Annotated in this window: 28 protein-coding genes; 26 read left to right on the top strand and 2 right to left on the bottom strand. The window is 36.6% G+C overall.

The genetic code is table 11. The features are described 5' to 3' along the window. Positions 1–2 precede the first annotated feature (2 nt). From IGJ01_RS14075 to IGJ01_RS14065, 3 genes are read left to right on the top strand one after another with little or no spacing between them, the layout of a single operon-like run. The gene (locus IGJ01_RS14075; RefSeq protein ID WP_196044482.1) at positions 3–305 is read left to right on the top strand and encodes a hypothetical protein; all 303 of its coding nucleotides are present in this window, start codon (positions 3–5) and stop codon (positions 303–305) included. Continuing rightward, positions 265–645 carry a hypothetical protein gene (locus IGJ01_RS14070; protein ID WP_230321964.1) on the top strand — a complete coding sequence of 127 codons (381 nt, stop codon included), beginning with the start codon at positions 265–267 and terminating at the stop codon, positions 643–645. The genes IGJ01_RS14075 and IGJ01_RS14070 overlap by 41 nt, the downstream gene beginning before the upstream one ends. A 23-nt stretch (positions 646–668) precedes the next feature. Beyond that, the gene (locus IGJ01_RS14065; RefSeq protein WP_196044481.1) at positions 669–971 is read left to right on the top strand and encodes a MazG-like family protein; all 303 of its coding nucleotides are present in this window, start codon (positions 669–671) and stop codon (positions 969–971) included. A 61-nt stretch (positions 972–1,032) separates the two neighbouring features. Here IGJ01_RS14065 and IGJ01_RS14060 read toward each other — a convergent pair whose 3' ends face one another. Beyond that, on the bottom strand, positions 1,033–1,218 hold the full coding sequence (locus IGJ01_RS14060; protein ID WP_003126526.1) for a DUF6440 family protein: 186 nt from the start codon (positions 1,216–1,218) through the stop codon (positions 1,033–1,035). Between the two features lie 122 nt (positions 1,219–1,340). Here IGJ01_RS14060 and IGJ01_RS14055 point away from each other — a divergent pair, with 122 nt between their 5' ends. Beyond that, positions 1,341–1,646 (top strand): DUF3850 domain-containing protein, encoded by a 306-nt coding sequence (locus tag IGJ01_RS14055; RefSeq protein ID WP_430601201.1) that lies wholly within the window; start codon positions 1,341–1,343, stop codon positions 1,644–1,646. 73 nt (positions 1,647–1,719) lie between these two features. Here the strand turns inward: IGJ01_RS14055 and IGJ01_RS14050 are convergent, their stop codons facing one another. Continuing rightward, positions 1,720–2,574 carry an HNH endonuclease gene (locus IGJ01_RS14050; RefSeq protein ID WP_430601200.1) on the bottom strand — a complete coding sequence of 285 codons (855 nt, stop codon included), beginning with the start codon at positions 2,572–2,574 and terminating at the stop codon, positions 1,720–1,722. Between the two features lie 47 nt (positions 2,575–2,621). On the opposite strand from IGJ01_RS14050, the gene IGJ01_RS14045 reads away from it, so the two are divergent. The 22 genes from IGJ01_RS14045 (at position 2,622) to gpG (ending at position 16,702) form a co-directional block, all read left to right on the top strand. Further along, positions 2,622–3,353, top strand: coding sequence for a DNA cytosine methyltransferase (locus IGJ01_RS14045; RefSeq protein ID WP_430601199.1), 732 nt, complete (start codon positions 2,622–2,624; stop codon positions 3,351–3,353). A 322-nt stretch (positions 3,354–3,675) separates the two neighbouring features. Next, on the top strand, positions 3,676–3,921 hold the full coding sequence (locus IGJ01_RS14040) for a hypothetical protein (protein WP_195960913.1): 246 nt from the start codon (positions 3,676–3,678) through the stop codon (positions 3,919–3,921). Continuing rightward, entirely contained in the window at positions 3,911–4,111 is a 201-nt protein-coding gene (locus IGJ01_RS14035) for a hypothetical protein (RefSeq protein ID WP_430601198.1), read from the top strand. The genes IGJ01_RS14040 and IGJ01_RS14035 overlap by 11 nt, the downstream gene beginning before the upstream one ends. Before the next feature lie 164 nt (positions 4,112–4,275). Further along, on the top strand, positions 4,276–4,746 hold the full coding sequence (locus IGJ01_RS14030; protein WP_430601197.1) for a hypothetical protein: 471 nt from the start codon (positions 4,276–4,278) through the stop codon (positions 4,744–4,746). A gap of 299 nt (positions 4,747–5,045) precedes the next feature. Continuing rightward, positions 5,046–5,549, top strand: a complete 504-nt coding sequence (locus tag IGJ01_RS14025) for a hypothetical protein (protein WP_430601196.1) — start codon at positions 5,046–5,048, stop codon at positions 5,547–5,549. A gap of 170 nt (positions 5,550–5,719) precedes the next feature. Continuing rightward, positions 5,720–6,547, top strand: a complete 828-nt coding sequence (locus IGJ01_RS14020) for a hypothetical protein (protein ID WP_430601195.1) — start codon at positions 5,720–5,722, stop codon at positions 6,545–6,547. Between the two features lie 230 nt (positions 6,548–6,777). Further along, entirely contained in the window at positions 6,778–7,074 is a 297-nt protein-coding gene (locus tag IGJ01_RS14015) for a hypothetical protein (protein WP_430601194.1), read from the top strand. Between the two features lie 61 nt (positions 7,075–7,135). After that, a complete protein-coding gene (locus tag IGJ01_RS14010) occupies positions 7,136–7,465 on the top strand; it encodes a hypothetical protein (protein ID WP_430601193.1) in 330 nt (109 codons plus the stop codon). Continuing rightward, positions 7,462–7,776, top strand: coding sequence for an HNH endonuclease (locus tag IGJ01_RS14005; RefSeq protein WP_430601192.1), 315 nt, complete (start codon positions 7,462–7,464; stop codon positions 7,774–7,776). Before IGJ01_RS14010 ends, IGJ01_RS14005 begins: the two co-directional genes overlap by 4 nt. Before the next feature lie 180 nt (positions 7,777–7,956). Next, a complete protein-coding gene (locus tag IGJ01_RS14000; RefSeq protein ID WP_010736761.1) occupies positions 7,957–8,268 on the top strand; it encodes a P27 family phage terminase small subunit in 312 nt (103 codons plus the stop codon). Further along, complete coding sequence (locus IGJ01_RS13995; RefSeq protein ID WP_196044593.1) at positions 8,265–9,947, top strand: terminase TerL endonuclease subunit; 1,683 nt, start codon at positions 8,265–8,267, stop codon at positions 9,945–9,947. The genes IGJ01_RS14000 and IGJ01_RS13995 overlap by 4 nt, the downstream gene beginning before the upstream one ends. A 29-nt stretch (positions 9,948–9,976) precedes the next feature. Further along, entirely contained in the window at positions 9,977–10,933 is a 957-nt protein-coding gene (locus IGJ01_RS13990) for a hypothetical protein (protein WP_196044594.1), read from the top strand. A 42-nt stretch (positions 10,934–10,975) separates the two neighbouring features. Beyond that, on the top strand, positions 10,976–12,148 hold the full coding sequence (locus IGJ01_RS13985) for a phage portal protein (RefSeq protein ID WP_196044595.1): 1,173 nt from the start codon (positions 10,976–10,978) through the stop codon (positions 12,146–12,148). Then, complete coding sequence (locus tag IGJ01_RS13980; protein WP_196044596.1) at positions 12,135–12,839, top strand: head maturation protease, ClpP-related; 705 nt, start codon at positions 12,135–12,137, stop codon at positions 12,837–12,839. The genes IGJ01_RS13985 and IGJ01_RS13980 overlap by 14 nt, the downstream gene beginning before the upstream one ends. 3 nt (positions 12,840–12,842) lie before the next feature. Further along, a complete protein-coding gene (locus IGJ01_RS13975) occupies positions 12,843–14,024 on the top strand; it encodes a phage major capsid protein (protein WP_196044597.1) in 1,182 nt (393 codons plus the stop codon). Between the two features lie 17 nt (positions 14,025–14,041). After that, positions 14,042–14,164 (top strand): HeH/LEM domain-containing protein, encoded by a 123-nt coding sequence (locus IGJ01_RS13970; RefSeq protein ID WP_071859285.1) that lies wholly within the window; start codon positions 14,042–14,044, stop codon positions 14,162–14,164. 3 nt (positions 14,165–14,167) lie between these two features. Then, positions 14,168–14,446, top strand: coding sequence for a phage gp6-like head-tail connector protein (locus tag IGJ01_RS13965; protein ID WP_196044598.1), 279 nt, complete (start codon positions 14,168–14,170; stop codon positions 14,444–14,446). Next, a complete protein-coding gene (locus tag IGJ01_RS13960; RefSeq protein ID WP_196044599.1) occupies positions 14,436–14,807 on the top strand; it encodes a phage head-tail adapter protein in 372 nt (123 codons plus the stop codon). Before IGJ01_RS13965 ends, IGJ01_RS13960 begins: the two co-directional genes overlap by 11 nt. Continuing rightward, complete coding sequence (locus IGJ01_RS13955) at positions 14,804–15,202, top strand: HK97 gp10 family phage protein (RefSeq protein ID WP_196044600.1); 399 nt, start codon at positions 14,804–14,806, stop codon at positions 15,200–15,202. The genes IGJ01_RS13960 and IGJ01_RS13955 overlap by 4 nt, the downstream gene beginning before the upstream one ends. Continuing rightward, a complete protein-coding gene (locus IGJ01_RS13950; protein WP_194185612.1) occupies positions 15,199–15,618 on the top strand; it encodes a hypothetical protein in 420 nt (139 codons plus the stop codon). Before IGJ01_RS13955 ends, IGJ01_RS13950 begins: the two co-directional genes overlap by 4 nt. 32 nt (positions 15,619–15,650) lie before the next feature. Continuing rightward, complete coding sequence (locus IGJ01_RS13945; RefSeq protein WP_196044601.1) at positions 15,651–16,262, top strand: major tail protein; 612 nt, start codon at positions 15,651–15,653, stop codon at positions 16,260–16,262. A 62-nt stretch (positions 16,263–16,324) separates the two neighbouring features. Continuing rightward, positions 16,325–16,702 (top strand): phage tail assembly chaperone G, encoded by a 378-nt coding sequence (gpG, locus tag IGJ01_RS13940; RefSeq protein WP_196044602.1) that lies wholly within the window; start codon positions 16,325–16,327, stop codon positions 16,700–16,702. The last annotated feature ends 176 nt before the right edge of the window (positions 16,703–16,878 follow it).

Genomic DNA, 16,878 nt, shown 5'->3' with positions numbered 1-16,878 from the left:
CTATGGATGAAAGAATAACCAGTTTTAAAGTAGCACGTGTCGAATTCACCATGTTTTGCGAGGTACGAGGATGGACGGTTGAGTATTTTTCTAACAATCCCAAGAATTACCGTCAATACTATGCAAGATGTTACGTTCCGGAGAAGGCAGATACCTATCATTTTATTATTACACTTGCAGGGAAGTACTATCGCCTTCTCGGAAATAAGCAGTGGGAACCTTATGAATATGTGTATAAGCCAGCAGATGCAGGAGGTGATCAACATGAAACAGAACCAACAGGCGATGAAGCAGAAAGAACATGAAAAAAAGAAGCGTCACAGAGAACGTGCTTTAAAACTACAACGATTGCTTTATCTATCTAACCTTGATGATCGAGAGATTGATCCAATAAGCGAGGAAGAGCTGGAAGCATTGCGTGTTGAACTCTGGAGAGGGGAGCAATCCCATTTGCGAATTGTAGAGGTTCTTTACAAAGGCGAAGTGATTTTCACAGGTACTTGGAAAGACGTATGTCGGAAGTGCAAAAAAGCAAATCGAACGATGAGCGATTTATTACGTTATGGTCATGAAGATAAACAAGGAAGGACTTACCGCTATAAGGATTGGAGTGGAACCATTGACGATGGGGTTGATTACGATTAATCAAAATAATTGGAGGGAAATTCATGAATGAGTTAGTTGAATTAGTAGAACAATGGTCAAAAGAAAAAGGATTGGATAAAGCAGATTCTAGCAAACAAATGTTGAAAGTTGTCGAAGAAACTGGTGAGGTTGCAGCTGCATTAGCAAGAAACGATCGAGATGCATTACGTGATGGTATTGGCGATGTAGTAGTAACCCTGATCATCTTGGCAATGCAAAATGATATGGATTTATACGAGTGCTTGAATTTTGCTTATGACGAAATCAAAGGACGGACTGGAAACATGGTCAATGGTGTTTTCGTTAAGTCCAGTGACCTGAAATAATTCCAGAATCGGAAGAAATTACCAACTTGGAAAGAAAAAAGACCAACACAAGTTGATCTAATTAATCCTTATAATGAATACTTCCATCTGGCTCTAGTCTTGGTGTAATTGCGACGCCTTTTCCGTCAGAACCGATAACAATTGTTTGAATATATTGTACCTGTGTCTCGGGATCAGTAATAACAAAGATTTCGTTGGTTCTGCCTTTATAAACTTTTTCAACTTCAAATTCAATATTGTTCGCCATAGAATCACTCCTTTTAAATAAAATACCATAATAAACAAACAAAATAAATAAATACTATAAATGTTTGTAGATATGAAAATTTAGTAACGACAGAAATTACCGACTAGAAGGGGGAGAATGTTTTGAATGATTTTAGAATGAAAAATCAACGTATGTGCCACGAGTTAAAGATTGATCCTGTATATTTTAGAGATTTAGAGCTAGGAAGTAAAACATTTGAAATAAGGAAAGACGATAGACCATTTAGAGTAAATGACATGCTTTTGCTTCAAAGCTTCGATCGAGAAACCAATGAATACACCGGATCAATGGTTTTTGCAAGTGTAACAGGAATATTTGGCAGAAAAGAAAATGAAAAAGAGTTTGTAAAAGAGGGGTATGTAATTCTTTCAATCGATTTAATTAAAAGTAGATACGTGATTGATTGATTCCACAATCAACCAAGATAGAGCAATAGGAGGCTAAGATTTAGCCAATTAAAAAAGGCTGATTTATCAGCCTCTAATTATCAAGTATTCCATAGTATGAGAGTATAAGTCTTTGATTAACCTCTATTTCATATTTTGGATATAAGTGTTTTCTGGTTTCATATAGAGTAATTATTGCAGATTTTCTAGTTTGCTTGTCAGCATGATGAACTAAACGGTGACAATTTGGACAAAGTGAAACGATGTTATCAGCAAAATCTAACGAAAATTCAAAATTGTCTTGTACAGCCATTGGGATTAAATGATGTGCTTCCACGAAAGGCTTACCATCAGTTTGAGAAACAAAAGTTTTATGAGTGGGATTCAACTCGCATAACCACTTGCTATTCTTTTTAGCTTGTATTGCTTCGTTTATATCACGTGGAAAAGCTTGTCCTTTTACAGTTGGCAATGTTCTATTCGGTTTAGCCTTAGGGGATTTTGAAGTTGTAATTGAATCTTCTTGAATACTAGATAATTCAGAAAGTTCAATATTAAGAATCTCATCACTAATAGATTCTGCAAGGTCAGTTCTTGCCGTTAAAAAGGATTTAAAACAAGAAATCGTTGCGCTGTAAAAATTATGTGATTGTTGATTGAAAGCTTTGAACCCATCTAGGTGATAAACTTTTTCAAATTTCTGAAGACTATTTGATGTTAAAAGATTATCAATGGCAATAGTATCATGGAAAAAATCTTCGTAAAAAATAATAAAGCGTACTAAATAATCTCGATAATCTTTTGCTTTATTAGATCTTACTTTTACTTTACCAGCTTTTTTAGTCAACATCTCTGCATATTCGTAAAAAAGATTTAAAGGTTCTGCGTAAGTGTTTTTTGTATTAATAAATCGTGTATCCCTTGCGGAAAGCCTTTTAAAAGTTGTCATAATATCACCTCGATAACAATCATATCATTTTTAAGGGAGATGAAAAGTTGAAATTATTAGAATTATTTGCCGGTACCAGATCGATTGGAAAAGCTTTTGAGAAAGTAGGTCACGAAGTTTTTTCTATCGAGTGGGATAGAAAGCATGAAAATATTGACTGGTATGCCGATATTTCAAAAATCACTGCACAAGATATCTTGCTTAGATTCGGACAACCAGATGTGATATGGGCCAGTCCAGATTGCACATCATACAGTATCGCTGCAATCAGTCATCATCGAACGAAAGAACCAGATGGAAATCTAGCCGCGAAATCAGAGTATGCATCATTTTGTGATTTAACAAATCAACATATGCTGAAATTGATTCAAGATTTGAATCCTAAACTCTTCTTTATCGAGAATCCCAGAGGTGGGATGCGGAAGATGCGATTTATGAAAGACTTACCACGATATACAGTAACTTATTGTCAGTACGGCGATACACGCATGAAGCCAACGGATATATGGACAAATCATCCAGAGCCGAAATTTAAACCGATGTGCAAGAATGGAGCACCTTGTCATGTTTCTGCACCTCGTGGATCGCAGACAGGTACACAAGGGATAAAGGGCAGCGTTGACCGTTCAAGAATTCCCCAAGAGCTTTGCGAGCATATTGCAAGCATCAGTGAGGAATATGTTTCAGCTGCAGCTTTGAAAAGAGTGGATTATTCAGCTATCAGACGAAATAAAGAACCGACATTTCAGTCGGTTCTAAAAGAATATTTAGTTCGATAAAACTAATCTAAATAAGATTTTCTTATTAAAACATGATCGAAATCGTGCTTAAATTCTACGGTTTTTACGAAAAAGTATAGTCTTAGATAAGGAACTATACCAAAGTCTTCAAAGTTCGAGAATAGCTCAGGGGAAGTACGTTTCGTTAAAGAAGTTGCTCCGGTTCTTTCGAATTCATCATTTATTAAATTAATATAATCTTTGTTAGACATTTTCTCACCACCTTATAACTATATTTTATCAAAAATAAGCGCCAAAAACGGGCTAAAATCATATTCAAGAAATTCCGCAATCGTCAACGATAGCAAATAGGAGGGATAAGATGAATAAGCAAGATCCAATACCGAAAAAAGGAACTTTAAACGACTCTCAACATTGGCATCTAGGTTTATTAGTAACACTCTATCATAATCATAAAGTGGATCAAGGCTATCCTTATTATCTAGCTTTACAAGATTATTTTGCACGGGATGATGGCCCTGAGATTGAAGACAAGGAGTTTGCTCAAGTAATAAAAGTATTTAGCAACTATGTGTTGAGTGAATTGGAGCAAGCTAATGAAAGTTAATCAATATGCAGTATTAGCTATTGTATCAATACTGCTAACAATCGCTGGCTTGAGTTGGCTATCCTATACAATTGTGGACCAGCAAAAGCAAATCGTGAAGCTAGAACAGCAACTGCAGCATGAGCAGATGAAGTACAAGATTATTATCGATGATCCGCTGGTGCGAGATGCGATGGAAAGTGGAGGATGATTATGACAGTTGGAGTTTTAGTGTTCACAGGATTCGTAATGATAATGGTCGTTGCAGTAATTGTTGGAAAGAAGATGGACGATAGAGAAGGAAAATAAAAAAGCCACTACCTTTTGGGTAAGTGACCTGTGACAAGACTATTTTACCATAAAGGGGTGGCGTTTGTGAGGTACCAATGGCTTAAAAATTATCAAGATTTAGAAGAGCAGATCCTCTTCATGAAATGGAATCTTAACAAAAGTAAGTTGGAATTGGAACGGTGGGTCAACGGTGATTTAGCAAACGTGCGCCTTGAAAAAAATTCAAGATCATCATCGTTGGAAGAAAACATCAGGATCATAGAGAATGAACTAGAGCTGCTTGAAAAAGAAAAAGTTGAACTGATGGAATTGATTGATTCGTTCAGCGGTGCAGACAATCAAATTGTTAAATTAAAGTATATTGATGACATGGATGTTTATGATATAGCAGATGCTACAGGCTACAGCGTATCTTATATAAGAAAGCGGCATACAGAGATTCGCAAGACATTATCATTCGTGGATGAGTATGAGGCACGGCGAGAGGAACGCTTGAAGAAGCAAGAAGAAATGGACTACTATTCAGCAGACCAAGATCAATTAAGTTTGTTTTGACATTGCCACAAAATGCGACCTCAAAGCCTGTGTATATTTCTTGATTTAAACGGGTTATAGTAATAGCGTAGAAGAAACGGAGAGAGGGTTGTTGGACTACTCACACTAATCTAAATGCCGAAAGGGGGCTAATCCCTCATCGCTTTACTTCTTTGACGGATACGAAAGACAGCACAATTTTTTGAAAGAGGTGGATCATATTGTTTCAGAGTTCGCTCTTGCTGTCTTTTTTTATATTTATTTTTCTTTTTTAATTTGGTAATATATTTGTATTAGAGAAAAGGAGAGTGGGTTTTAAAATGAATTTCAACATCTTATTAACAGCTATTTTGGTTTTAATTTTAATTTATGCGGGTATTTCCATTTACCTAATAAAAATCTATACTAATAATAAAGAAATCAACCTAGAAGATGAGCCAAGCAAATATGAAGATAAAAAGAAAAATATACGAAAGTATTACAGATTGAAAAAAATGTCACTTGTATTAGTAATGATTATGTCCGTTTTGCCGATTTTGAATCAAGGTGTAATTGGGATTAATGCTGATGGCAATAAAATAGTAAATGAAGTTTCGGAACATATAGAGACTAACGAAAATAAAGAAAGTATTTTAGCTAAAGCGAATGAGTCATTTGAAAATCTAAAGAACACATACTACACAATTTTCCTATTGGGGGCGTCAGTTATTTTTATAAAAACCCTTAATGATTTACAGACCACATTCATAAACGAGGTTGACGATTTATATAAGATAAAAAAATTTAAACCAAAACAAGATAATTCTAGTAAAACACCTGATTAATAATTTATTAGGTGTTTTTATTATGTTCAAAAGGAGAGGAGCACATGAAAAAACGAGAAATCAAACTCAATTCTGTAGTTAATTTGAAAGTTTCGATTGAAGCTGATCTTATGTTGAAAGAAATGGATAGTTAAGTGATAATTAACTAAAAGTATCGGAGGTTAATTGTCATGTGGGAAAGAATTTTTTTTGATAGCGATGGTATCTTTATGTGGTCAAGCATTGCAGCAATTATTGCTTTTGGGGGATCAGCATCATCGGCTTTATTTTCTTGTCTGAGTTACACTAATTCAAAAAAAACAGCTGAATCTCAAAGAAGAATGGAGCAAAAGAAGATTGATGCAGATTTAAAAGCCAAAGCCCGAATTGAATGGATTAATGAAGTTCGTCACAAATCTTCAGATCTAATATCTCTCTTATTATCTTTACAAAAAAAAGAAATTGACTACCATGAACAATGGTTAAAAATAGAAGAAGCTTCAGAGTTGTTAAAATTGTACTTTAGTTATAATGATACTGAAGATGTTTCTCATGACGTATCTTTTGGAGATAAAGGTATTATGTTTAGTGAGAGTGCTAAAAGTATTATACATAATAATGATGACAATAAAGGGAAAAATAAGTACTTGAGATGTTGTGTTGATGTTTTAGTCGATAGCTTCAGAGACGATAGTTACAGAAACATTTTAGGTAATAAGCGTAAAATTATAAAAGCTCAGAAAGAATCACAGTTTCATTTGGAGGATATTTCTGAATATTTACCTGATAGAGAAATTACATTTGAAAATGGATCGACTCTTATGAGATATAACTCTTTTCCCAAAAAAGGTAGTGAAATTGATTTTAAAGAAACAAAAGAGAGAATAGAACATCTCACAAATAATCTGAAGAAAGTTGACCAACGACTTGAAGGATATGATAAATCTATAAATCATTTCTCGGTTATTATCAGTTTGTATTTAAAAATTGAATGGGATAAAGCGAAAAATGGAGAATGAGAAAACAAAACTTAACTAATTCAAAATCGCTAGGTGGCGCATCTTGAATGGCTAAGCAAAGAGAATTCACAAAGGATCGAGCAAGAAAAAACTGGCTGAAATCTAATAGTGAAAAGCTTTTGATTTGGGATGGGTGAATTACCTCATTTCGAAATTCGCTAGTGCTGTCTTTTTGTTATTGCTTTCATTTATTGTAAATTGTATGATTTACTTGAATGGGGGTGATGAAGGTGATCATAAATAAAGAAAACTTTTCGATAGAAGAACAACATCCTGGAGATACAGCGACAAAAGACTTCAAAGTTTGCAAACTTGGTTCTTCGAGTTCTGCATTAGTCAAATTCTCAATAGCTCTATTAGCTACAAAAAAAAGTATTGACGGAGAATCTGAAGAATTTAGTGAATATAAGGAATCTGTTTTTGATCATGTCTTTTCATATTTGACCATGCATGAAGGTAATTTTGAAGCGGTATTCGGGGAATCCACGAATCCAGAGGATTTTGAGAACATAGTTAAAGAAATATAATAAATCATAGAGAGATGTCCTATTGGACGTCTTTTTATTTTACCAAAAAGGAGCGATGACAATGAAGAAACCACAGGAACACAAAAAGAAATCTGTTAAAGAGAAACAAGATGACTTCATCAAAATGCTAACTCAGTTACGAGAAGAGAAGGACATGGATGCTATTGCTGATCTGTTCTGGAAAGTCATAACGGCATACGGACTAAAGGTAGACGAACTTGCAGCACTGAACTACTACACGATGAAGCGATCGCTTGAGGCGCCTGTTAATACAACACTTCTGAAAGAGCGAATGAAGTTGGATGTTATTCAGCTTGGAGTAGATGGAATCTTACAAGTACAGCGTGCATTGATCACTATCTACACTGAACAGTTAGCTAAAGAACAATGATACCCGTTGTTAAAACCAAAGCAGATCGAGCTAGGTTCTATGGATCGACTAAATGGAGAAATCTAAGGCAACAAATACTTGAGAGAGATCACTATGAATGCCTATGGTGTAAAGCCGAAGGCAGACTGACCACACAGTATGATTCGATACTGGAAGTCGATCACATCAAAGAGTTAGAAACAAATCCAGAGCTGGCGTTTGATCCAATAAATCTAAGAACGTTATGCAAAGACTGTCACAACAAGCGACACGATCGAATGAACTATCGTGGGCAACCAAAGAAGAGAAAGTGGGATGATGAGTGGTGGTGAGTGACAACCCAAGAAAAAAGAATCCCAAAAATGAATAAAAAAGTAAGCCAAAGTGGGGACCAACATACCCCCGGTCGAATTATTTTGGGGTCAAATCCCAATCAAGGGAACCGGTGGGAGGGGTCAACTGTCCAAATTTATGACTAAAATTTTTTGCTAGGGGGGTGAGAGCCTTTGAAGATGTCAGATTTAAAGAAACAGTTGCTGAGACAGATTGACGTAAACGATCAGATGGAACTTGAAAAAGTTGAGAGATACCTTGATTTAGTTAGGCTTTATCGAAAAATGGATAAAGCTGTTAAGCAATACGGACCAATTGTCGAAGGCTTTAACGGCACTCAAACGTATCTTAAAACTAACCCAGCAATCGCTCAAAAAGTTACGATTTCTCGTGCAATTATTGCTCTTGGTAAAGACCTTAACCTTGATGATTTGAACGGTAAAGTAGTCACTGATAATCAAGATGATTACGATGAGAGTGATCTAACATGATTCATCAAAAACATGTTGATTACTATATCGAACAATTCAAATCAGGGAAAATAAAGTTTAACAAAGAGCGAGCAGATTTAATTGAGTATTTAGAACGTGATGTTCTTAGTCGGGATGATGTTTACTTCGATGATGTGATGATTGATAAGTGCATTGCTTATGGTGAGAAATGGTATTTCCCAATGCAGCCATTCCAGAAGTTCTTAATCGCATTTATCTTTTTTTATTTCAAAAAGAATGACCGGAATGTCTACCGCAAGTTCCTTTGGATGTTTGGTCGTGGCGGTGGTAAAAACGGATTGTTATCAGTCGTGCTGAATTTCCTTCAGACTGAAATGCACGGCATCATGGACTACAATGTTTCGATCGTTGCTAATAGTGAGGATCAAGCTAAAACATCATTCGAAGAGATATACAATACGATCAAACGGAACAAAACACTGCAAAAAGCTTTCGAATATGGCAAGTCAGTGATCACCAGCAAAAAGACTGGCAGCAAGATAAAATTCCGTACCAGCAACGGCGATACAAAAGACGGATTACGTGATGGAGCAGTAGCTTTTGATGAAATTCATCGATACGAATCTAACAAAGATGTAAAAGTTCATATCAGTGGGCTTGGAAAACGTCCGAACCCGAGGGAGTTTTATGTAGGTACTGATGGTTATGTTCGTGAGGGTTTCTTGGACAACATGAAAGAAAAAGCGAAAAGAGTGTTGAGTGGTTCAGTCCGTTTCAATGCTCTTTTTCCATTCATCTGCAAACTTGATTCAGAAGACCAGGTCAATGACCCAGATAACTGGGAGTTAGCAAATCCAATGTTTCATCATCCGCTATCTGAGTATGCGGACAATCTCTACGAAACTGTTATGGAAGAATACGAGGATTTAGAAGACGACCCAAGCAACAGAGAAGAGTTCATGACTAAGCGTATGAATTTGCCTGTCACAGATTTAGAGCGATCGGTGGCTAGTCGTGAAGAAATTCTAGCAACAAACAGACCGTTTCCAACGAATCTAATTGGCAAACAAGCCATCGGCGGTTTAGACTATGCTAGTTTGCGAGATTTCGCCGCCTGTGGGCTTTTGTTTCGGGAAGGGGATGATTATGTATTCAAGACCCATTCGTTCGTTAGAAAGCAATTTGTGGACATTTACTACGGTTATTCTCGAAAGGCTTCTGAAACTACAAAAGAAAAATTCGCACCGATAAGGGAATGGGAAGAAAAAAGGTTGCTGACGGTCATAGATGGGCCCACAATCGATCCTAAAACAGTTGTCGGCTGGTTTGTTGAGCAACGGGAAAAATACGGCATAACGAAAATAGTAGCCGATAATTTTCGCATGGATTTATTGCGGCCATTGTTTTTGGAGGAAGGATTTGAAATCGAAGTGATTAAAAACCCAACTGCTGCAGATAATCTGTTAGCACCTAGAATTGAAGATGCTTTCGCAAATAATCACATTATTTTTGGTGACAATCCATTGATGCGCTGGTACACAAACAATGTACTAGTCAAGACTAACGGTGATGGAAATAAATCATACAAGAAGAAAGAAGAGGTTCGGCGTAAAACAGACGGATTCAAGGCTTTTGAATACTGCCTATGGCGTGCTGATGAAATCATTGATTATGACTACGATGATGCCTTTGATATGTTGGATGAAATTGAGTTTTAAGGTATACTCCTGTTAAAAGGAGTGGTTTTATGAGGATAAAAGGAAAAAACGTATCTTGGATACTATATATTTTAGGAATTTTAGGTTTAGTATTTTTCGCAGTGATACTGTCCGGAATTGTTATCCCTGATAAAAATTCAATTTCTGACAATTTGATTTTAGAGAGAACAAAACTGATAATTTCGATTTTAGGACCTACACTGACATTGGTCGTATTTATTAGAACAATTCAGATTCAATTAGAATCGTCTAAAAACTTAATAAGAGACAATGTTAGTAAAGATTTTTACAATTTATTAAATCTTTTCACAAAAATTCAAGGTAAACTTGAGTACAAAGATTTTACTAATCTAAATGATAGCATTTCAAAAAAAATGGATAAATTAGGTGAAAATTTGAGTCTCAGGAATAATAACGATACTTGTAAAAAAGTTAATCTTGATTTAAAAACTGATTATTTAACTACAATGAATAAGGAATTAGATGGATACAGTCAAACTTTAAATAATTATTTTATAAACGCATACTATCAATTCGGAAGTTATTTAAAAGTATTTCATAGAATATTGAAACTGTTAAATAGTAAATATGAATCAAATGATATTTCTTACCAAGATTATAGAATGTATATCGGAATACTACGTGGACAGATCGAGAATTATGAATTTTACATAATTTTTATTAACGCTTTATTTACAAATCGTGGCACAGGTATGGGGGTAGAATTAATAAAAACTTCATTCTTTGGAGATGATTTAGATATTAGTTTAAAACAACATTTTAGTCACCCTGATTTTTTGGAAGATGTATTAAAAGAGTATTTTATTGAAGATACAAAAAGGTATAAGTCAATTATAGAACGGAAAAATATTAGGGAGACTTACAAAAAAAGAAATAAAGAATCTAATTTATTATCACTATTGAAAGTTGAATACAAATTAGATTCTGGCAAAAGTATTCAAATATCAAATGGAATCAAGTCCTAGAAATAGGGCTTTTTATTTTACCTTGAAAGGTGGTGAAAATATGTGAGTTTATTTGATGTCTTTAAGCAGTCCATACGTAACGAAGAACCCTCAGACTGGATTCCCGATCTTGTCTATGGGGATGATGAATCTGCTCGAGCATATCTGAAAATCATGGCTAAGAACACAGTGCTTGATTTTGTAGCAAGAACAATGTCCACGTTGGAAGTAAAGTTCAAAAACAAAGATGGCACCGCTGATTGGGAATACATTTTGAATGTTCGACCCAACAATGATATGTCGGCTGCAACGTTCTGGGAAAAGTTTTTCTACCGACTTATGGATGATAATGAAGTGCTGGTCATTTTCACCGAAGATAATCAATTGCTAATCGCTGATGATTTTTCTCGTACGGAATATGCCGTTTATGATGATTTGTTCACTGGCGTAACAGTAAAGAACTATGTATTTCAAAAAAGCTTCAATATATCAGATGTGATCTACATTGAATACAACAATGATAAACTTGATCGTTTTACAAAGGGCTTGTTTGAGGACTATTCCGAGTTATTTGGGCGAATCATTGAAATTGCAATGCGAAATAATCAAATTCGTGGATCGGTGTCTATCGATTCGACCGGAAGTATTAACGAAGAAAAAGGAAAAGACGGCAAGACACGAAGTCAAAGATTACAAGAGTATATTGACAAGGTCTACAATGCATTCAAAACAAAGTCTGTAGCAATTGTAGCAAAAATCAAAGGATTCGAGTACGAGGAATACACCAACAAACAAGGGGTTTCCAATCAATCACTTGATGAGCTGAACAAAATGAAAACATCGTTGATAGATGATGTAGCCAACGCCATAGGAGTTCCTACGGCGCTTATTTATGGTGAAAAAGCTGAACTTGATTCTAACCTTCAAGCCTTTCGGAAGTTGTGTATCGCACCACTGATGAAGAAGCTTCAGGATGAATTAATGGCGAAAATCATTACAAAAAAAGAATACAAGAATGGTGAACGTATCAAAGTTTCTAAAGTATTACCTGTCAGCATTCTTGAAAACGCCACTCAGATTGATAAGATCGTTTCTTCCGGAACGTTCTTGCGTGATGAAGTGCGTGAAGTGACTGACTATGATCCGTTGCCGAATGGCGAAGGACAGCAACTGATTATGACTAAGAACTATGAAAAAGTAACGAAAGGGGGTGAGAACGAAAATGCCGAAAGTTAAAAAAGTACCGTTTCAATTTACCAACGAAATCCAAAATGGTAAGCACATTCTCACCTTGAGTGGCAATGTCCAAAAGAAATATTGGCGTGACGATGATGTCATTAATGCGAAAGATATCCGAGAATCACTGGATACAGTCACAGATGATATCGTGATAAAACTGAATAGTCCTGGCGGTGATGTGTTTGAAGGGATTGAAATTTACAACTACCTAAAAGATCACCCATCAAATGTCACTGTCGAAGTAACTGGTTTGGCAGCCAGTGCCGCAACTTTCATCATTGCTGGCGCTGACGAAGTGATCATGAATGTTGGAACTTCATTGATGATTCACGAAGCTTCAACATTTGCTTGGGGAAACAAACAGGATATCCAAAAAACTTTGAATGCATTGGAGACCATCGATGATTCAATTCTGGCAATTTATTCTGATAAGACCGGTCAATCTGCTGACCAATTACGTGAATGGATGAATGAAGAAAAATGGTTCACGGCAGATGAAGCTGTAGAGTTTGGATTTGCTGATTCTGTGAAACGTGCCGAACCGGAAGAAGAACCACAAGACATTGCTGAATTGATTCAAAATGCTGTCGCTGTTGCGATGGCTAATTTAAGCCAACCTGTAACAGATCAAGTGGAACAAGAACTAAAACCAAAATCATTAATCGCACGATTGCGAAAAGGAGAATAAACTATGTTAAAAATTACAGACAAAACTGCAGATGCGAAAAAAATCTTTAACGCTATTTCTGCAAAAGAAGATGCAACACCTGAACAAGTAAACAATGCTTTAGAAGCTTACGTCACAGCCATTGCAGAAGATGCAGGTGCACAAGTACGTGCTGAGTACGAAGAATTAAAGAACGTAACTGACAACCGTGTTTTAGAAGCTCGTGGGATTCCGACCTTAACTGCTGAAGAAACGAAATTTTACAATGAAGCAGTTAAAACTGGTGGATTCGATCAAGAATTAGTTTGGCCAGAAACAATTCTAGAACGTGTATTTGAAAACTTACAAAATGATCATCCAATCCTAAATATTATCAACTTTACGCCAACCGTTGGACGAGTTAAAGTTATTCGCGCTCGTCGTAAAGGTGTTGCAGTTTTCGGTCCATTGCATAAAGATCTTGAAGGACAATTAGACGCTGAGTTCGGCGCAACCGAGTTTGTCCAACTTGCATTGACTGCATTCTTCCTGATTTCGAATGATACGTTAGACTTAGGACCTCGGTGGATCGATCGCTTTATCAACCTTTCTTTAAGCGAAGCTGTTCGTGACGTTTGGGCGAAAAAAGTCATTGTGGGAACAGGTAACAACGAACCGATCGGTTTAACAAAAGATTTAGATGGTGCCGTAACAGGCGGTGTGTACCCAGACAAAGCAAGCGCTGGAACTTTGACCTTCGCTAAAGATAAGATCGTCAGTGAGCTAGGTGGAGTAATGAAAGTTCTATCTAAATACACCTATAAAATTGATGCTGATGATGAAGGTGAAACTAAATATCGTTCTGTAGCAGGAAATGTATATTTGATTGTCAATCCGGTTAACTACTGGGATATTATTGTCCGTGTCACTTTAGCAAACTTGAATAATGTGTATGGAACAACAATGCCATTTATCAGTTTGGATCACATTATCGAATCTGTCGATGTACCCGAAGGCAAGCTAATTTCATATGTTGGAAAAGAATATGATGCCACACAATCTAGAGCAGAAAGAGTCTACGTATACAAAGAAACATTTGCTATGAAACGGGCTACCCTTTATGCTGTCGATATGTTAGGAAATGGATATCCAACGAATAACGATGCTGCACAAGTATATGATCTCGATTTTACTGAAACACCTGTTGACGGTGGCTCGGGGGAGTAACAACGCCTAACGCTCGTATGGCGACTGTAGACTATTCTAGCCTTACGGTTCCAGAACTAAAAGCGTTGTTAGACGAGCGTGCAATTGATTATGCAAGCAACGCTAAGAAGCAAGATTTAATTGATCTATTGGAGGGATAACGAATGAACGATCCAGTTTTTATTGATGAATTCAAAGATCGCTTTCGTATTTTTCATTCATCCGAAGATGAAAGTATTGGCAAACAACTGGAAAGTGGGTTTGCCGATATCAAATCAATCATTGGAGAGTTCGATCCTACACAGTATGAAAAGGGCAAAGAGTTGGTTTATGAGCGTACTCGTTATTTAAGAAACGAGGCACTCGAATACTTTTATGACAATTTCCAAGTGATGATCATGGATGCTTCAATTGACATGGTAGGTGATCAAGTTGCCGATTAAAACAAAATATGAAAGACCTGAAATTGTAGCCGGTGATTTAAATACGCCGGTGACTTTTTTTGAAGTAAAACCAAACGATGGACCTGAACCGGGTGAACAAGACCACAAGAAATTGTATTACTGCACCTGCTTAGTCTATAACCCTTCTTCTAAGGATAGAGATATTCTTAGCGGCAAAGGAACAAAAAAAGCTGTCACAATCAAGATTCGAGATCCATTCACAGATTATTTGCCAAACAATGCGCATAAAGTAGTCTTGGATGATTTCCGATACAAAGATGATGTATGGGATATTGTAGATTTTGCGCCAGATGTTGAGAATAACGATTTTCTTAAAATCATCTTGGGGGTGACTTCATGAGCGTTTCAGTTAAAGGCGTGGACGAGATACTAAAGAATCTCGAAGCCAATCTAGGTCCAGCAAGAACAAACCGGATCGTGAATAAGTCGCTTAGAAACTATGGAAAAAAATTACAACAAGATGTGCAAGAGGCGGTATCCAGTTACATGGATACAGGTGAAACACATGACACAGTAATTGTTTCCGGAGTGAAAAAAGGACCGCCTAAAACGATCGAAGTTGGTTGGGGTCAAGGTTCAAGATGGCGCTTAGTGCATTTGAGTGAGTTTGGCTATACTCGGTTTGGTAAGTACATTAGCCCTAGAGGGATGGGAAAATTGCAAGGTGTGGTTGATAAAACAGAAGGATCTGCATTTGAAGAGATGCGATCAGATTTGGAGGAATTAGCACGATGAAAGATATGATGATGGAAGTCTATAATCAATTAATCGGAAATCCTCTGATTCAAGCAAAAACCAGTTTTGTCAATGCTGATGGCAAAACTGATTATCGTATTAAGTTTTACGAAGTACCAGAATCTTTGGATTCGACCAAACCATTTATTATCATCGATACACCACTTGGACCGCCAACTAGTGCTTACTATGCTGCCAATAAAGAGATGTCGCAAACGTTCAGTTATCAAATTAACGTTGAAACTCAATCAAGGATTTTGACGAAAGAAATTGCTAAAGCAGTGAAAGCTGCGATGTGGGATTTTGGTTATGCCCAGTTAAATGGTGGGCTTGACGAATATTTCTCAGAAACAAAACGCTTTGTGGATGCAAGGCGGTATCGAAAAAATACACAAATTCACGACACTGATTATTAATCGGTGTCTATTCTATTAGGAGGAATTTATAAATGGAAACTTATGGCTTTGATAAATTATCGGTTCGAAAACTTACCACAGCATTGGAACTAGATACAACAGCGAAAATTCACATTTTAGAAGGTAAGCAAAAAGAAGGTGGACCAACTGCCTTCGACTTAACAGGGCTATCCAAAGAAGCGGTGAAAGTATTTGCCGGTAACGTTGAGTATTACTTGTCAAAAAAAGGTACCGGATCAGTAGCTGCAAACTTTGGTTTACTGGATGTACCTGTTGAAGTTGAACAAGAAATCTTAGGATTGATCAAAATGGCGGAAGGTATTGACGGTTTCGGTGATGAAACGGATCCTCCTTATATGGCTGCAGTCGCTGAAGCAGAAGATTTATATGGTGAACCAGTTGCTTTTGCTATGGTAGCAGGTTCGTTTAATCGTGATGGATTTTCATTGGCTACGAAAAACGATGAAAATTTTACACCTGAAGCGGGCGAGTATGTTTACAACGCAATCTCTCGAAAAATTACTATTGGTGAAAATGATAAAACTGTTAAAGTCTTACGTGCATTTGGGACGGCCGCAGTCGCTCAACTAAAAACTGCCGTTCTTGGTGGTGCTGTTACACCTCCAAGTGGTGGCGGACAGTAATATGACAAAGGTTAGTCGAAAGACTAGCCTTTTTATTTTTTGATTAATTGGAGGAATTATACATGTCAGAAATTGGAAAAGAAATCAGATTGGATTTAATGATCAATGGAACAAGAAAGACCTTCACACAAAGCCACGTACCGTATTCAAAAGCTTTAGATTACACGGATGGTGAAGCAAAACTTTTCAAGAAGGATGATGAAGGCAATGATATTGCTCCTTCAGCCAGAGCGCTTACTGAATTCCGTGCTGAGTTTGTAGCCGGCTTGTTTGATGATAAAGATTTAACCGGAACTGTCCTTTTAGATGGTGTCGATGCATGGGACAGAGATTTGATCTTGGAAATCATCATGTATCGTGTCTTAGGTTACGAAAAAGACGTGGAAGAATCAGATCCAACAGACAAGAAAGGCCCAAAAGGAAAAAAGGACGAAAAATAAGTTCGTCCGATCATCATGAGTTACAGCTAGATGTTGTGAGATCGATATTGAAGATTTATCCCAGTTGGACAATCAATGACGTTCTGAATACAGATACGCTGTACCTTTATGAAATTATGTTTAAACAAACGCCAAAAGGAAAGAAAAACAAGAAACGCAAAGAAATTAAGCCATTG

This window comes from Enterococcus sp. AZ089 (assembly GCF_050547225.1).
In the GTDB taxonomy this organism is placed as follows: Bacteria; Bacillota; Bacilli; order Lactobacillales; family Enterococcaceae; genus Enterococcus_D; species Enterococcus_D entomosocium.
Note: the sequence above shows the minus strand (reverse complement) of the source record. Positions and strands in the feature narration are given on the sequence as shown.

Excerpts from the sequence above, each read along its gene's own strand:
- IGJ01_RS14075 (WP_196044482.1), top strand. The coding sequence starts at position 3 with ATGGATGAAAGAATAACCAGTTTTAAAGTAGCACGTGTCGAATTCACC.
- IGJ01_RS14070 (WP_230321964.1), top strand. The coding sequence starts at position 265 with ATGAAACAGAACCAACAGGCGATGAAGCAGAAAGAACATGAAAAAAAG.
- IGJ01_RS14065 (WP_196044481.1), top strand. The coding sequence starts at position 669 with ATGAATGAGTTAGTTGAATTAGTAGAACAATGGTCAAAAGAAAAAGGA.
- IGJ01_RS14060 (WP_003126526.1), bottom strand. The coding sequence starts at position 1,218 with ATGGCGAACAATATTGAATTTGAAGTTGAAAAAGTTTATAAAGGCAGA.
- IGJ01_RS14050 (WP_430601200.1), bottom strand. The coding sequence starts at position 2,574 with ATGACAACTTTTAAAAGGCTTTCCGCAAGGGATACACGATTTATTAAT.
- IGJ01_RS14040 (WP_195960913.1), top strand. The coding sequence starts at position 3,676 with ATGAATAAGCAAGATCCAATACCGAAAAAAGGAACTTTAAACGACTCT.
- IGJ01_RS14035 (WP_430601198.1), top strand. The coding sequence starts at position 3,911 with ATGAAAGTTAATCAATATGCAGTATTAGCTATTGTATCAATACTGCTA.
- IGJ01_RS14025 (WP_430601196.1), top strand. The coding sequence starts at position 5,046 with ATGAATTTCAACATCTTATTAACAGCTATTTTGGTTTTAATTTTAATT.
- IGJ01_RS14020 (WP_430601195.1), top strand. The coding sequence starts at position 5,720 with ATGTGGGAAAGAATTTTTTTTGATAGCGATGGTATCTTTATGTGGTCA.
- IGJ01_RS14010 (WP_430601193.1), top strand. The coding sequence starts at position 7,136 with ATGAAGAAACCACAGGAACACAAAAAGAAATCTGTTAAAGAGAAACAA.
- IGJ01_RS14005 (WP_430601192.1), top strand. The coding sequence starts at position 7,462 with ATGATACCCGTTGTTAAAACCAAAGCAGATCGAGCTAGGTTCTATGGA.
- IGJ01_RS14000 (WP_010736761.1), top strand. The coding sequence starts at position 7,957 with ATGTCAGATTTAAAGAAACAGTTGCTGAGACAGATTGACGTAAACGAT.
- IGJ01_RS13995 (WP_196044593.1), top strand. The coding sequence starts at position 8,265 with ATGATTCATCAAAAACATGTTGATTACTATATCGAACAATTCAAATCA.
- IGJ01_RS13990 (WP_196044594.1), top strand. The coding sequence starts at position 9,977 with ATGAGGATAAAAGGAAAAAACGTATCTTGGATACTATATATTTTAGGA.
- IGJ01_RS13980 (WP_196044596.1), top strand. The coding sequence starts at position 12,135 with ATGCCGAAAGTTAAAAAAGTACCGTTTCAATTTACCAACGAAATCCAA.
- IGJ01_RS13975 (WP_196044597.1), top strand. The coding sequence starts at position 12,843 with ATGTTAAAAATTACAGACAAAACTGCAGATGCGAAAAAAATCTTTAAC.
- IGJ01_RS13970 (WP_071859285.1), top strand. The coding sequence starts at position 14,042 with ATGGCGACTGTAGACTATTCTAGCCTTACGGTTCCAGAACTAAAAGCG.
- IGJ01_RS13965 (WP_196044598.1), top strand. The coding sequence starts at position 14,168 with ATGAACGATCCAGTTTTTATTGATGAATTCAAAGATCGCTTTCGTATT.
- IGJ01_RS13955 (WP_196044600.1), top strand. The coding sequence starts at position 14,804 with ATGAGCGTTTCAGTTAAAGGCGTGGACGAGATACTAAAGAATCTCGAA.
- IGJ01_RS13950 (WP_194185612.1), top strand. The coding sequence starts at position 15,199 with ATGAAAGATATGATGATGGAAGTCTATAATCAATTAATCGGAAATCCT.
- IGJ01_RS13945 (WP_196044601.1), top strand. The coding sequence starts at position 15,651 with ATGGAAACTTATGGCTTTGATAAATTATCGGTTCGAAAACTTACCACA.
- gpG (WP_196044602.1), top strand. The coding sequence starts at position 16,325 with ATGTCAGAAATTGGAAAAGAAATCAGATTGGATTTAATGATCAATGGA.